Origin of the sequence: Acinetobacter sp. S40, assembly GCF_016624705.1 — a bacterium.
Taxonomy (GTDB): Bacteria; Pseudomonadota; Gammaproteobacteria; order Pseudomonadales; family Moraxellaceae; genus Acinetobacter.
In genome coordinates this window covers 95,121-108,680 of record NZ_JACVTU010000001.1, presented here as the reverse complement: position 1 = coordinate 108,680, position 13,560 = coordinate 95,121, and the positions used below count along the sequence as shown (strand labels likewise).

General features: G+C 41.7%; 13 protein-coding genes. 8 read left to right on the top strand and 5 right to left on the bottom strand.

What is annotated here, in order from left to right:
• Positions 1-49: 49 nt before the first annotated feature.
• Positions 50-1,207, bottom strand: coding sequence for an FAD-dependent urate hydroxylase HpxO (gene hpxO / locus IAE19_RS00510; protein WP_200458997.1), 1,158 nt, complete (start codon positions 1,205-1,207; stop codon positions 50-52).
• Between the two features lie 211 nt (positions 1,208-1,418).
• Here hpxO and alc point away from each other — a divergent pair, with 211 nt between their 5' ends.
• The 4 genes from alc to IAE19_RS00490 all read left to right on the top strand — a co-directional run bounded on the left by alc (position 1,419) and on the right by IAE19_RS00490 (position 4,513).
• The gene (gene alc / locus IAE19_RS00505; RefSeq protein ID WP_200458996.1) at positions 1,419-2,423 is read left to right on the top strand and encodes an allantoicase; all 1,005 of its coding nucleotides are present in this window, start codon (positions 1,419-1,421) and stop codon (positions 2,421-2,423) included.
• A gap of 12 nt (positions 2,424-2,435) precedes the next feature.
• Positions 2,436-2,939, top strand: coding sequence for an ureidoglycolate lyase (locus IAE19_RS00500; RefSeq protein WP_200458995.1), 504 nt, complete (start codon positions 2,436-2,438; stop codon positions 2,937-2,939).
• 110 nt (positions 2,940-3,049) lie between these two features.
• On the top strand, positions 3,050-3,787 hold the full coding sequence (locus IAE19_RS00495) for a hypothetical protein (RefSeq protein ID WP_200458994.1): 738 nt from the start codon (positions 3,050-3,052) through the stop codon (positions 3,785-3,787).
• Positions 3,788-3,979: 192 nt separating this feature from the next.
• Positions 3,980-4,513: a hypothetical protein gene (locus IAE19_RS00490; protein WP_200458993.1), complete on the top strand. Its 534-nt coding sequence runs from the start codon at positions 3,980-3,982 to the stop codon at positions 4,511-4,513.
• A 45-nt stretch (positions 4,514-4,558) separates the two neighbouring features.
• On the opposite strand, the gene parE is transcribed toward IAE19_RS00490, so the two are convergent.
• Both parE and IAE19_RS00480 read right to left on the bottom strand, forming a co-directional pair.
• Positions 4,559-6,439, bottom strand: coding sequence for a DNA topoisomerase IV subunit B (gene parE, locus IAE19_RS00485; RefSeq protein WP_200458992.1), 1,881 nt, complete (start codon positions 6,437-6,439; stop codon positions 4,559-4,561).
• Positions 6,440-6,453: 14 nt separating this feature from the next.
• Positions 6,454-7,041, bottom strand: a complete 588-nt coding sequence (locus IAE19_RS00480) for a YqiA/YcfP family alpha/beta fold hydrolase (RefSeq protein WP_200458991.1) — start codon at positions 7,039-7,041, stop codon at positions 6,454-6,456.
• 218 nt (positions 7,042-7,259) lie between these two features.
• Between IAE19_RS00480 and IAE19_RS00475 the strand changes: the two genes are divergently transcribed.
• On the top strand, positions 7,260-8,609 hold the full coding sequence (locus IAE19_RS00475; protein ID WP_200458990.1) for a hypothetical protein: 1,350 nt from the start codon (positions 7,260-7,262) through the stop codon (positions 8,607-8,609).
• Positions 8,610-8,730: 121 nt separating this feature from the next.
• On the opposite strand, the gene IAE19_RS00470 is transcribed toward IAE19_RS00475, so the two are convergent.
• Positions 8,731-9,237 carry a disulfide bond formation protein B gene (locus IAE19_RS00470; RefSeq protein WP_200458989.1) on the bottom strand — a complete coding sequence of 169 codons (507 nt, stop codon included), beginning with the start codon at positions 9,235-9,237 and terminating at the stop codon, positions 8,731-8,733.
• A 17-nt stretch (positions 9,238-9,254) separates the two neighbouring features.
• Positions 9,255-10,832 carry a glutamate--cysteine ligase gene (gene gshA, locus IAE19_RS00465; protein ID WP_200458988.1) on the bottom strand — a complete coding sequence of 526 codons (1,578 nt, stop codon included), beginning with the start codon at positions 10,830-10,832 and terminating at the stop codon, positions 9,255-9,257.
• 204 nt (positions 10,833-11,036) lie between these two features.
• Here gshA and IAE19_RS00460 point away from each other — a divergent pair, with 204 nt between their 5' ends.
• Genes IAE19_RS00460 through IAE19_RS00450 form a run of 3 tightly spaced genes read left to right on the top strand, consistent with a single transcriptional unit; the run spans position 11,037 to position 13,528 of the window.
• Positions 11,037-11,576, top strand: a complete 540-nt coding sequence (locus IAE19_RS00460; protein WP_200458987.1) for a DUF924 family protein — start codon at positions 11,037-11,039, stop codon at positions 11,574-11,576.
• Positions 11,577-11,621: 45 nt separating this feature from the next.
• Positions 11,622-12,206: a CC0125/CC1285 family lipoprotein gene (locus IAE19_RS00455; RefSeq protein WP_200458986.1), complete on the top strand. Its 585-nt coding sequence runs from the start codon at positions 11,622-11,624 to the stop codon at positions 12,204-12,206.
• Between the two features lie 14 nt (positions 12,207-12,220).
• Positions 12,221-13,528, top strand: coding sequence for a DUF445 domain-containing protein (locus IAE19_RS00450; protein ID WP_200458985.1), 1,308 nt, complete (start codon positions 12,221-12,223; stop codon positions 13,526-13,528).
• Positions 13,529-13,560 lie beyond the last annotated feature (32 nt).

Sequence of the window (13,560 nt, the reverse complement as noted above, 5' to 3'; positions counted from 1 at the left end):
CAGCAACAAGCTGTCTTTTAGAGGTGGGTATTGCCAAGAAAATGAAAGATTAATCCAGCGGATTTCCTACGATATTATTAATAATACCGCGCATGATATGGGGTCCTTGTTCCTGACGCAGTTCCTCATACCATGACATAGTGACTTGTTCATCTTTCATATGGGTCACATCACAGCGCTTACGTGCACGTAAAACCAGTTCATTAGCACGTTCATTACGCTTATCCTGATAACGGCGTAATGCATCGGCTACACCTAATGTATTAATCTGTAGCGAACGTGCTAAATAAATCGCATCTTCCATGGCCTGACATCCTCCCTGACCAATATCAGGTGTCGTACTGTGCGCTGCATCACCGACAATCACAACACGACCTTTATGATACTGAGTAAAAGGTTCAATATCACAAATTTCAACACGATTAGTTTTTTGTGGATCCAGACGATCAATCAACTGTTGAACAGGAGTACACCAGCCCGTGAAATACCCTTTTAATGTCTCTTGATAATTGGCTTTATTATTTTCTAAACCCGCGTCCAGAGGTACATCTAAAAAGAAATAAAAACGGTTATCTGCCACAGGCATTAAGGATGCACGTTTGCCTTCGCCCACAAACGTGGTCCACTGATCCGCAGGTGCCAATTCTTCACTGATTTCAACTAGGCCATTCCAGTTGACATAACCTGCATAACGGCGCTCTACTTGATCACCTAATACATAAGCACGGGTAATCGAATGTGTACCATCGGCACCTACCAATAAATCTGTGGCGATACTTGAACCATCAGCGAATTGGATTGAAACCTGTTCCCCCTGATCTTCCAAAGTAACCATACGCTTACCGAGATGAATATCTTCACGTCCAAACTCATCCATAAGCATATTTTGTAATTCTGCACGGGAAACAGGATAAGGCCGCTGTCCGACTTCATCAATCAACGGTTGCAAGCTAAACTGGGTCATCACCTCACCTGTTAGACCATCCACATAAGCCAGTTGATCCATGACTCCACCGAGCTTTGCCACTTGCTCACCCAGCCCTAGATAGTTGAGGCATTTTACCCCATTTGACCACAATGAAATTGCAGCGCCCACAGGAAGAATTTGTTCAGCTTGCTCATAAATTGTCACCTGATGCCCAAATTTCTTTAATGCGATTCCAGTGGTCAAACCGCCCATACCTGCACCGATAATAACAATATTCATTGTGTAATTCCCCTTGTGTATCTTGCAACATTATCCCTGTTATAGCGAAAACCATGCCATGTGTAGGGAAATACAACCTATTATTAGAATTGGCATATACCCTGCATAGCAAAGTGCAATGATGATGCACTTTTCTTTCATTCTGAGTTAAAAATGCACCCTGACTCAAGTAAACTTTTTTCATCTCACTGCAAATCACGGTATATCACTTATGGCTACGCTTCTCGCTCCAACATTTGAACTTCCCCCTCAACTGCACTCTTTAACCAACTTGGCAGATAGCCGTATTGGCGCACAAATTGTTGAATGTTCAGATGATTTTTTTGCAGAAGCAAAACGCATGTTACAATTTGAAGCTCCTATTTTCGTTGAAGATAAATTTGATGATCATGGCAAATGGATGGATGGATGGGAAACGCGTCGTAAACGACATTCTGGTTATGATTGGTGCATTGTAAAACTTGGCGTCGCAGGCAAAATCAAGGCAGTTGATGTCGATACTACTTTTTTTACAGGCAACTATCCTGCTTCTGCTTCATTGGAAGGCTGCTATGCACCAAATAATGACACACAAAATGCACTATGGCAGCCCATTTTAGCCAATAGTATTCTGGGGCCAAGCCAGCACCATATTTTTGACATTGAAAATGAAAATGTCTTCACTCATATCCGTATTAATATTTTTCCTGATGGCGGCGTCGCGCGTTTACGGGTCTACGGTGAAGTACAAATTCAGGTAACCAACTCCACCGAACCCCTTGATTTATTAGCCTTGCAAAACGGTGGACGTGTCATTGCTTATAGCGATGCGCATTTTGGTCATCCACGCAATTTGATCAATCCAGACCGTGGTATCAACATGGGCGATGGTTGGGAAACTAAACGTCGTCGTGCGCCAGGTTTTGACTGGTGTATTTTGGCGCTGGGTCAGGCGGGTAAAATTGATAAAATTGAAATTGATACCGCCCATTTTAAGGGCAATTACCCTGCACAGGTTTCCATTCAGGCAGTGTATATTGAAGATGCAACCGATCCGCAGCTCATTCCGCAAAGTATGTTCTGGCCATTTCTACTCAATGCTCAGGACATGCAAATGGATCATATTCATGACTATATCAATGAAATTTTAGCGCATGAAAAAATTTCTCATATTCGTGTCAATATGATTCCAGATGGTGGTATTAGCCGAATTCGTCTTTGGGGAAAGCTGGCTTAAGCCGAGAACAATATGTCAAAAACTGTGATTAAAATCCTGCCACTCACCCATGAAAACTTTGCCCCTTTCGGCGAAGTTATTGGCTGTAGCGGGCATGCGTTTTTCCATATCAATGATGCACATACAGAACGTTATCATGATCTGGCTGAAACTGAAATCAAAGGTGAAGCAAAAGCTGGGATTAGTATTTTTCGCAATATTAAAACCACGACACTCCCTTTAGCCATTCATATGTTAGAACGTCATCCGCAGGGTTCTCAGGCATTTATTCCAATGCAAGGTCAAAAATTTCTGATCGTGGTGGCTCCTAGCTTAAACCCTGAACAACCCAATATTGACCAGATTCATGCTTTTATGAGTGATGGTACGCAAGGTGTTAACTATCGAGCTGGAACATGGCATCACCCGTTGCTGACGCTTGAATCTCCCAGTGATTTTGCTGTGGTCGATCGTATCGGTTCAGGGCCGAATTGTGATGTATATACTTTTCCTCATTCAGTGACGATCGAAGCTTAATCTCCTGTCATCACAGACCAATTTACTGCTTTGTACTTGTTTACAGAGCAGTTATTTTATTTATACAAGATGGCTCTTAGAATAAAAATTTAAACTACGCTCGATAAACAATGAAAATAAAATATTCTATTTTGGCACTCTTAGGGAGCGGCTTTTTGATATCACCGCTTACGTTTGCCGAACTCAGTTTTGAACAGGAATTACAACAAGGCTGCGCCAAGGTAAAAAGTGATGCTGCGCTTGGCAAAAAATATTACGACCAAAAACAATACAATAAAGCTGTTCCATATTTTGAACGTCAAGCTGGTTGGACGCAATTTTGCCAATTTAATGAAGACCAAAGTTCTCCTCATTTTAGTGATCGTGATGTGGAACTTGCTCACAATAATGTCGGTTTAACTTATGCCAAACTAGGTAAGCCCTTATGGGCCAGAGCATGGTTTTTACGTAGCCCCAGTGCCAAAATCAGTCAATACAATTTAAAACAGCTTAAACTCCCCAAAGTCAGCAATACAGTCGAGGGATTATATGTGCGATCCGCAGGTTATGGCCAGTGGAGTACAATTAAGATTTCTAAAACAGCAAAAACTTATAAACTGGCATTTGATGGTTATTATTTTGGTTTACGTGGCCTAATCTATGGCCCCAATATGGGTTCTTTTGAAACCCGTATGCATTTTTCAGCAAATCAGGCCAGCTATCGTTATGAAGATTGCAAAATTGATCTTAAGCTTGGTCAGGATCAATATGGTCGAAAAATTGAAGTACAGCAAAATGAAAATAATTCAGGCTGTGGTTTTGGACATAATGTCTATGCGGGTGGAACCTATTATCAAGTAGAAAATTAGATCATGCTCAAGTCGTTATTTTAAATCATCAAAATTGATTTGATCGGCACATTCAAAATGAGAGCTTGTTATAGATATTCGTCTGAAACTGAAGACAGTTAGCAACATTTAATGCATACTTTTTAAGCAGCTAACATAATCAGAATATATAGCTGTGTATTTATAACAACGACTCAAGATGAGAATAACGATATGGATATACGCTTTATTCCCGTGCTGGATTTAGATAACCGTCAGCCAAGCTACCACAGTTACGGCTTTGCAGATCCGTTTATTTCGTTGATACCCGATTATTACTTATACGCAATTCACGACATTTCAGATGCCAATCTCAGTAAAATTCTTAAAGATACAATCTTTAAAAATACATCCTTAAACGGAGGATATGTGTTACTCAATGCCGAGCAACAGCCTATCTTACTACCCCGCTGCTGTTCAGATTTAAATGATATACATGCATGGGATCATTTAGCTCAGGGCAACCTAAAACAGTTCTGGATTGGCCACCCCCAAGTGTTATGTGAATATGAAGGAGATATGGTCAAATTTAAACCAGATGCCAGTCATGATCACACAGGGTTTGAAGTGCCTGTTTCTTCTTTAAAACAGGCGGTACAGAGCTTAAAAGATGAATTAAAGCATATTCATGGCCGTTTCCAACACCTTGCAAGCATGGAAAAGCTCAAAATGGAAAAGGTACTTAAGCTTATCCCTCAACTGCATTAATCTAGTTTACACATGATCTTAATAGGTTTAGATACAGAGTATGCTTTAAATAGGGATATCTGCCAAATTACCTTTTTGTTCTAGCCAGTGTTTACGATCGCCAGAACGTTTTTTTGCAAGTAACTTATCCAACAGGCCCGCGGTGAGATGTGCATCATCCAAATCAAGCTGTACTAATCGCCGCGTATTTGGATCCATGGTAGTTTCACGCAATTGACCCGCATTCATTTCGCCCAAACCTTTAAATCGGGTAATTTGTGGATTTTTGGTTTTGACTTTGCCTAGAATGGCTTCAAGCTCATCCTCATCCAGTGCATAAAAAACATCTTTTGCAGCATCAATACGAAATAGGGGGGGCATTGCCACAAACAGATGGCCTTCTTCCACCAATGCAGGAAAATGTTTGACAAATAAAGCGCAAAGCAAGGTCGCAATATGTAAACCATCTGAATCGGCATCGGCCAGAATACAGACTTTGCCATAACGTAATTCTGATAAATCATCACTTCCTGGATCGACCCCAATCGCAATGGCAATGTCATGTACTTCTTGCGAAGCCAACACCTCATCAGAGGAGACTTCCCAAGTATTCAGGATTTTTCCACGGATTGGCATAATAGCCTGAAAATTTTTATCCCGCGCTTGTTTGGCACTTCCTCCCGCAGAATCACCCTCGACAATAAATAACTCAGATTCTTCACGGGTCAAACCCACACAATCTGCAAGTTTTCCAGGCAAGGCGGGACCTGACACAATCTTTTTCCGTTCGACTTTTTTGGCCGCTTTTAAACGCCGACCTGCTTTTGAAATGGCCATTTCAGCCAGTTGCATGGCAACCTCTGAATTTTGGTTGAGCCATAAGGCAAAAGCGTCTTTAGAAATATTCAGAACAATGCCAGATGCTTCACGGCTGGACAGTCTTTCTTTAGTTTGACCTGAAAATTGAGGTTCCTGAAACTTAAGTGAAAGAATATAATTCACGCCATCCCAGACATCTTCTGCGGAGAGTTTTAAATTACGGGGTAATAAATTGCGTAGTTCACAGAATTCACGTAAAGCTTCGGTTACGCCAGAACGCAAACCGTTGACATGCGTTCCTCCTTGTGCGGTGGGAATCAGGTTGACATAACTTTCCTGAATTTGTTCACCGCCCTCAACATTCCAACAGATTGCAAACTCACAACTGGCACGTTCGGCTTGACCATTACTGACAAAAGCAGGCATCGGGACAATCTCACGATCTTCCAGCTCATCCATCAAATAGTCGACTAAACCATTTTCAAATTGCCATTCAATTTTTTCATCGTTGATTTCATCGATATAGCTAATTTTGAGTCCAGCTGCTAAAACTGCTTTAGCTTTTAAATTATGCTTTAGTGCTTTTAGGGCAAATTTTGGACTGTCAAAATATTTGGCTTCTGGCCAGAAATGTACTGTCGTTCCAGTCGCTCGTTTTGCCACTTTACCTTCAAATACCTCAAGCGGTGCAACGGGTTCGCCCTGCTCAAAAGCCATTTTATAGAGATTACCCTGACGCTGAACGTCAACTTCAACCCGACTAGATAGGGCATTTACTACAGAAATCCCTACGCCATGCAAGCCACCTGAAAACTGATAGTTATCAGTACTAAATTTACCACCCGCATGCAGTTTGGTCAGAATAATTTCTATACCGCTTTGCCCATATTCAGGATGAATATCAACAGGCATACCACGACCGTTGTCTTCAACCGACAATGAACCATCTTTATATACCGTGACACAGATTTTATTGGCATGACCAGCCAACGCCTCATCGACGGCGTTATCAATCACTTCCTGCGCAAGATGGTTTGGACGTGTCGTATCGGTATACATACCCGGACGACGACGCACAGGGTCTAAACCTGATAAAACTTCAAGCGATTGAGCCGTATATTGTGACACCTTGTACGATTTCCTTATTTAAGCGAATAGGTTAAAAATTCAAGAATCAACGGTATTTTTTGTTCAAAATCATCCATTGCATGGTTACCATGCGCATCCGATAAAATCAAGGCGCTATGCGATGGCTGACTATAATACCGCTGTGCCTCACGATAATCCAAAGTTTCATCACCCTGCTGGAGTAGCACGAGTATTTTCTCGGCAGCATCTGCATATGGTACAGCCAGTTGTTCAAGTTGATCCAGATGTTGCGCGGTTAATGTCCAGTGCTCACCCACCCAATAGGGGATCTGATCTACACCGAATAAATCCCGAAACAATTGCCATGGTCGCACAGCAGGGTTAACCAATGCAGCAGGTAATGCATACTTAGCGACAAACTGGGTCGCATAAAAACCACCAAAGCTACTTCCCACCAGCACAACCTGATCCAATTCTTCAATGAACTGCTGAATCACATTCATCACCATCAAAGGCGGTAAATTTAAGTCAGGTAAATGTACTCGTATCTCAGGATGATTTATTTGACAATATTGCTTGAGTTGTTGCCCTTTAATCGACAAAGGACTACTTTGAAAGCCATGTAAATAAATCAGATTCATTGGAAAGCATCACCGTCAATAATGTGATATTTATCACAAATATGTTTTAATTTGTATGTGTCACTAAATTGTTAGACAAAAAAATAAAAATAACTGGTCATTCATCAGTATTTTTAACGTGTTGTGAATGCAACACCTAAGATGAATATAATCGTTTTATAACCTGAAGCAAATGAAAAATAAAGTATCAGGTGAGTGCATGAATCAAGGATTTGGAAATGCCAAGTTTAACGCCATTACACGAAACCTATTGTAAATGGGATCGTACGCCACCGAGTCAGGCCGATGTGCTTGAAGGTTTGGCACAGCTGGTCAGCACCAGTTTATTAGGGGTTCACGATATTGTTCAGATCATTCATCGTGAAGTATTACAAAGTACCTTCGGTATGAGTGACCAGCAATCACGTCGATTTTTAAAAATCCCGAGGATTGAACGCTTACAACACTGGTCATATAGTAGCTTACAAAAATATGGACGTTATTTTCTTGCTCCAAGTTTACGTCGTATTATTGAACAATTTCCTACATTACACGATAAACCTTTGACACCCACTCTGCACTTTATGGTAGGTGCCTTAAATGGTGTATTAGGAGATTATCTACTCAAACATCAAAACCCTATGGCATTGCCAATGGTGTTGTATGATCACTACGGCGCATTGCAGCAGGGCGATATTGCAGGTCGTGTTGTGATATTTACCCATGGTCTGTGTATGAATCACACGGACTGGACCAATCGTAATTTTGGTGGAATTGGGGAGCGTCTACTGGCACAACGTGATCATAATATTATGCTGTACCTGAATTACAACACGGGGCGGCGTATTTCGGCCAATGGTCGTAGTTTAGCCAATACGCTGGAAGACCTGATTAACCGTAACCCACGCATTACCAGTATTGATCTAATCGGACATAGTATGGGTGGTTTAGTGTCGCGTAGTGCTTTATTTTATGGCAAACAAAATATGCACCAGTGGACACATATGGTGGGCAATCTGGTCTGTATTGGTTCACCGCATCATGGCGCAGTTTTAGAACGCTTTGGCTTTGCGCTGCAAGAAAGACTGGGAAGTTTTCCATTCGTCAAGCTGATTGGTCATCTCGTTAATATTCGCAGTAATGGTATTTTAGACTTACGTCATGGCAGTGTTCGTGATGATGACTGGGAGCATCTGGAAGCTCGCATTGGCCTGATGGATGATAATCGCAAACCTGCTCCGTTACCTTCACATATTAATGCGTTCTTTGTAGCCGGAACAGTTGAACACGAAAGTCAGAAAAAAAACCGAAAAGCTCTTTCGATTATTGGCGACTATCTGGTCAGTGTTAAAAGTGCATTAGGAGAGCATCCAAATCCACGCTTCCAACTCAAGCTACCCGAATCTCATAAAGCTGTATTTTATGGATTGAATCATTTTGAAATTCAGTACCATTCCAGTGTTTCTGAACAAATTACTCGCTGGTTTTATCCTGAACATGATGATTATGCGTGTCTAGGCGTCCAAACTCATATGATCAATATGCAAAATTATGACTTAACTGATCTCACGGGAATTGTTGAAACCTAAGCGCATAGAAAAGCAACGCTTTGTACAAGCGTAAGATGAGCCGCCATGCTGAAAATGTAGCTTGCAAATCTTACGCTGTTTTAAACACAACTCAGGGTTTGTTTTGGGGGAGCATTGCTCCTCATTTTGAAACTGGGTAAGTTCTAAATAGCTGCCATAAACAGATCACGAATAACACACTAAAAAATGCCAGTGACCAGACAGGTAAAGAGAATCCTAAAAATGTCCAATCAATCGCTGCACACTCTCCAGAGCCAGAAAGTACCTCGCTCAAAACTGTTTTTAATGGTAACGCATCCAGTAAATAGTTGAGTCCTGGACCACAACTAGGGACTTGGTCGGGTGGTAATGTCTGCAACCAGACATGACGTACCGCCACCCCAGCTGACCATAAAATTCCTAAGGTCGCAAGCAGCGTATAGAAACGTTTAACTGTATTTGAAACAGGATTATGTAAAAATGCAATCAGGGCAAAAATTCCCATGACCATCAATCCAACGCGCTGAAATATACATAAAGGACAAGGATCCAGTCCTTTGACATGTTCCAAATACAGCGCAAATGACATGCCAATAATGCTGGCAAGTACCAATAATCCATTGATAAAGCGATAATTACGCCATTGCATGGATATACCTCTTTTTTTTATCTAAATTGGGCAAGATAGCTGTTAAAACTCATTGTACTTTCTTGCTCTAGTTGATGTTGTTGTTGCAAAGACTGTTGAGCTAACTGCTCAAAATAAGTAGCTTTTTCAACACTTAATTCATATTCATTGTACATTTCGGCATAGTTATGTGCCAGCACACTACCAAAATTCCAGGTTCCTCCATGGGTTAACGTATCTTCAACTACTTGAGCAGAAAGCGTCTGCTCAATCTTTTGGGCACGTTGCTCCATGATATGAAGGGCATCACTGTACAAGGTGGTTTGATAAAGTTCATCTAGCAAATTTGCACATTTTTGTATCTGCTCAAGATGCTGCAGTACCCAATGTTGTACAGACTGCTCCCCTGTTTGAGCAATAATTTTGGCCTCTGGTGAGCGCCCATCATTTACTATAGTATTTTGATTTTTTTCAATTAAATCCTGTTCATCGTCATTAATTGTAGGACTTTCTAATAATAAACAATACAACGCCAGCGCTTCCAAAAAGCCCGCTGTGGTTTCATCAATCCCAATTGGACTATAAGGATTGACATCGACCGCACGCAGTTCAACGTATCCTACACCACGATTCTGTAAAGCCTGTGACGGTGTTTCACCGTTTTCTGGTACTTGTTTTGGTCGTACCAGACTGTAATATTCATTCTCAATTTGCAGTACATGGTCATTAATCTGAATCGGTTCACCCTGTTCATCATTTAAACCTAACTCGGTAAACGGCGGATAAGGGGTTTTGACTGCTTTTTGCAAGCCCTCCAGATAGGCGTTGATATCATTATAATGAATGCCCAGTTGTTTCTGTGCCGAGTTTTGATACCCTAAACGTCCCATACGCAATGCTGTTGCATCTGGCAAATACATGGTTCCTTTGACTAAAGGCTGTAAATGATGATCTCGTCCTGTCAAAAAACAGCGACATACCGAGGGACTGGCACCCACCAAAAAAATAACCAAAGGCGTTAAACGAATAAAATTACGAATCAGACCGAAATAACGATGGCTTCGATAATCCTGTGCATTGAGCTGTTTTAATGCAGGATCCATTTCATGTTGCTGTAATGTAGCAAACAGTGATTCAGGGAAAGATAAATTATAATGAACCCCAGAAATCGTTTGCATACGACGACCATAGCGCACCCCAAGCCCACGACGATATAGCGTTTTAAAACGTCCAATATTCGATGTTCCGTAATCGGCTAAAGGAATATTTTCTTCTTTGTCATCCAGCATACAAGGCATGGACAAAGGCCATAGTTTTTCGCCAGGATTTAAATGGCGATGAACCACTGCATGAATGTCTTTGAGGTCTTCTAAAACCGCAGGAATGGTCTCTTTAGGCGGCGTAATGAATTCCATCAGTGCTTCAGAGTAGTCCGTGGTAATCCGTGGATGTGTTAAGGCTGAACCCAGTGCTTTGGGATGAGGGTTCTGCGATAGAAAGCCATTGCTCTGCATACGCAAACTTTCGCGCTCAATCCCACGCAACATACCTTTTAAGAGTGAAGAATCTACCCACGTCGGCACGACAGTTGGAGAAGCTGATTTGGGTTGACTCATGTACACCTGCTCGCTGATTTAAAGAACGATGAAAAAAATCATGACTTTAGTATAACGTGAAATCTGCTAGACAGCGCAGCACCCTGATATGATTTATGAAAATTAGCAATTTCACTTTGGCAATTTTTTATCACAAACTTGGTCTATAAGACATGCTTGTTTTGTGATTTTATTGAAGAATAAATAGGAAAAGAGTCGTTTACAATGAATCCACAAGATATTCTAAATTTTTGGTTTAATCCTGAACAAGAACCCTTATGGTTTAAAAAAAGTGATGAATTTGATGCAAAGATTCACAGCCAATTTGCTGAAGTTCATCGTCAAGCTACGCAGGCAGAACTCTGGTCTTGGCGTCAGGATGCCGAAGGTCGTCTTGCAGAAATCATTGTACTAGATCAATTTTCCAGAAATTTATATCGGGATCAGGCGCAAGCCTTTGCCCATGATGCAATGGCACTCACATTGGCTCAGGAAGCTATTAGCCTGCAACTAGATGCAGAACTGAGCCCACCGCAGCGTTCTTTCCTATACATGCCATTCATGCATAGCGAATCCAAATTGATTCATGAGTTTGCACTGAAACTATTTCAGCGTCTGGGTAACCCTGTTAATCTGGACTTTGAGAAAAAACATAAGGCTATTATTGATCGGTTTGGACGCTATCCGCATCGTAATGAAGTTTTAGGTCGTGAATCAACTGCTGAAGAACGTGAATTTTTAACCCAACCCAACAGTAGTTTTTAAACCGTATTTATTTACTCCGTGCATGTCATATAAAAGGAGTTCGTGATGAAATATCTATCTCTCAGTGCCGCATTGGCAAGTCTTTTGGTGCTTTCTGGATGCGCGACCACGCCTCAAAAACCGAGGACTTTTGATCAACTCGGGCAATTTGCCACATATCCGCTGAATAACCAGATTTATCGAATCAGTTTTAAAGCCGATCCCAATATGAGTTATGGTACGGCTGAGGAAATTACGCTGGTCAAAGCCGCACAAACCACGGTTCAAAATGGTTTTCGCTATTTCAAAGTAATGGATGATCCAAGTAACCAAACGCAAAAGCCTCCACGACAGGCTGTGGTTTATTCATCACCCAATTATTATCCATACGGTTATTATCGCCGTTATCCTGGTTTTTGGCCGGATCCCTTCTATGATTCACCACGTGTGGTCAATATCGATCCCGTCGAAGTGTCGTATAGTATAGAGTGTTATAAAGATCAAAAAACTGCATCCAGTGATGCGTTTGATGCGACCTTGATCTTACAGTCATTAGGAAAAAAATATGGCTTAAGTCCGTCTGGTGAAGTGTTATTGCCTCAACCAGTAAACTCTCAACCTACGACGGGCAGCAGCAATAACAAAAATTAAGACAGGATGCTTGCATGCAGGTTGAAGAAACATCTCATTCTCCGAGTTTAAGTCGGAGTAGACGCTATGCCACAATTGCGCTACTGAGCGCGGTTGCGGCGTGGATCGTACTCATGGTTATGGCAAAATTTTGGCCTGAATATGCATGGATCATTCATATTTTGATGCTCTCCGCAGAAGCGGGGGTCGTCGGGGGGCTAGCCGACTGGTATGCCATTACAGTGCTGTTTCGCAATCCGTTTGGCAAAATTCCAATTCCCAAGTTTTTGCTGGACCATACTGAAATTATTCCGCGTAATAAAACCCGTATTGCAGAATCGATGGGCCGTTTTGTACAGGAAAACTTTCTATCGCCTCAAGTTGTCGAGCGCAGCTTAAACACGATTGATTTAAGTCTGGCAATTGGGCAATGGCTGGCCAATCCTAAAAATAATACGCAAATCGTGCAATTGATTCAGCAAACGCTTCCTAAACTGTTTGAGTTTATCAGTCAGGAACAAATTGCACGTTTTATTCAAACCAATAGTGTGCAATGGGTTAAAAACACCCAAATCAACTCACTTGCCAGTGAAATGTTACGTGCCGTCTTGGAAAATGACTTCCATCAGGATGTACTACAACGCGGGCTTGATCTCGCCCATGAATGGATTGTGACCCATCCTGATCAGGCACGTGAGCTGACACGTACCCTGTTTAAAGAACTTGGCGTGTGGAAACTGGCTAAAGGTGCCAGTTGGATCGGGATAGATGTACAACAACGCACTATTGATTCCCTCATCGAAAAAGTCGAGTCAATGCTAGCCGACCCTGAACATCCGTGGCGACAAGGCATCGAACAGGGTGCACAAAGTATGATGTTGCAACTGGCCGATGCAGACAGTGAAGCAAGTCGTCGTTTAAATGAAGGTAAAAATGCTCTGCTAGATAGCCCACAAGTACTCAATTTTATTAGTGGTGCTGTCGTCATTTTATGTCATGCCATCAAACAGGATTTACTTAAAGAAGATTCTGGCATTGCTCAAAATTTACGGGTAGCGATTGAGCAGGTAGGACATAATCTGATCCAGAACACGGCCGTACGTGAAGTGCTCAATGAAAAAATGAAAGGGCTGGCCATTACTTTTAGCGATCAATATAGCGATAAAATCATTCGTTATATCAGTGAACGGATTCATGAATGGGATTCACGGGAAATGATTGCCAAGATTGAAAATGAAGTCGGTGGTGATCTGCATATGATCCGCGTCAATGGCGTCGTGGTGGGTGCATTTATTGGTCTGGTATTAGGCATCATCCGCGCGCTAGTCGATTATATGCTATAAGATTATTTTTCCAGATGAGAACCGTTTGAGCC

What these genes read in the sequence shown, in the direction of transcription:
- hpxO (WP_200458997.1), bottom strand. Translation starts at nt 1,207, where the DNA reads ATGAATATTGTTATTATCGGTGCAGGTATGGGCGGTTTGACCACTGGA.
- alc (WP_200458996.1), top strand. Translation starts at nt 1,419, where the DNA reads ATGGCTACGCTTCTCGCTCCAACATTTGAACTTCCCCCTCAACTGCAC.
- IAE19_RS00500 (WP_200458995.1), top strand. Translation starts at nt 2,436, where the DNA reads ATGTCAAAAACTGTGATTAAAATCCTGCCACTCACCCATGAAAACTTT.
- IAE19_RS00495 (WP_200458994.1), top strand. Translation starts at nt 3,050, where the DNA reads ATGAAAATAAAATATTCTATTTTGGCACTCTTAGGGAGCGGCTTTTTG.
- IAE19_RS00490 (WP_200458993.1), top strand. Translation starts at nt 3,980, where the DNA reads ATGGATATACGCTTTATTCCCGTGCTGGATTTAGATAACCGTCAGCCA.
- IAE19_RS00480 (WP_200458991.1), bottom strand. Translation starts at nt 7,041, where the DNA reads ATGAATCTGATTTATTTACATGGCTTTCAAAGTAGTCCTTTGTCGATT.
- IAE19_RS00475 (WP_200458990.1), top strand. Translation starts at nt 7,260, where the DNA reads ATGCCAAGTTTAACGCCATTACACGAAACCTATTGTAAATGGGATCGT.
- IAE19_RS00470 (WP_200458989.1), bottom strand. Translation starts at nt 9,237, where the DNA reads ATGCAATGGCGTAATTATCGCTTTATCAATGGATTATTGGTACTTGCC.
- gshA (WP_200458988.1), bottom strand. Translation starts at nt 10,832, where the DNA reads ATGAGTCAACCCAAATCAGCTTCTCCAACTGTCGTGCCGACGTGGGTA.
- IAE19_RS00460 (WP_200458987.1), top strand. Translation starts at nt 11,037, where the DNA reads ATGAATCCACAAGATATTCTAAATTTTTGGTTTAATCCTGAACAAGAA.
- IAE19_RS00455 (WP_200458986.1), top strand. Translation starts at nt 11,622, where the DNA reads ATGAAATATCTATCTCTCAGTGCCGCATTGGCAAGTCTTTTGGTGCTT.
- IAE19_RS00450 (WP_200458985.1), top strand. Translation starts at nt 12,221, where the DNA reads ATGCAGGTTGAAGAAACATCTCATTCTCCGAGTTTAAGTCGGAGTAGA.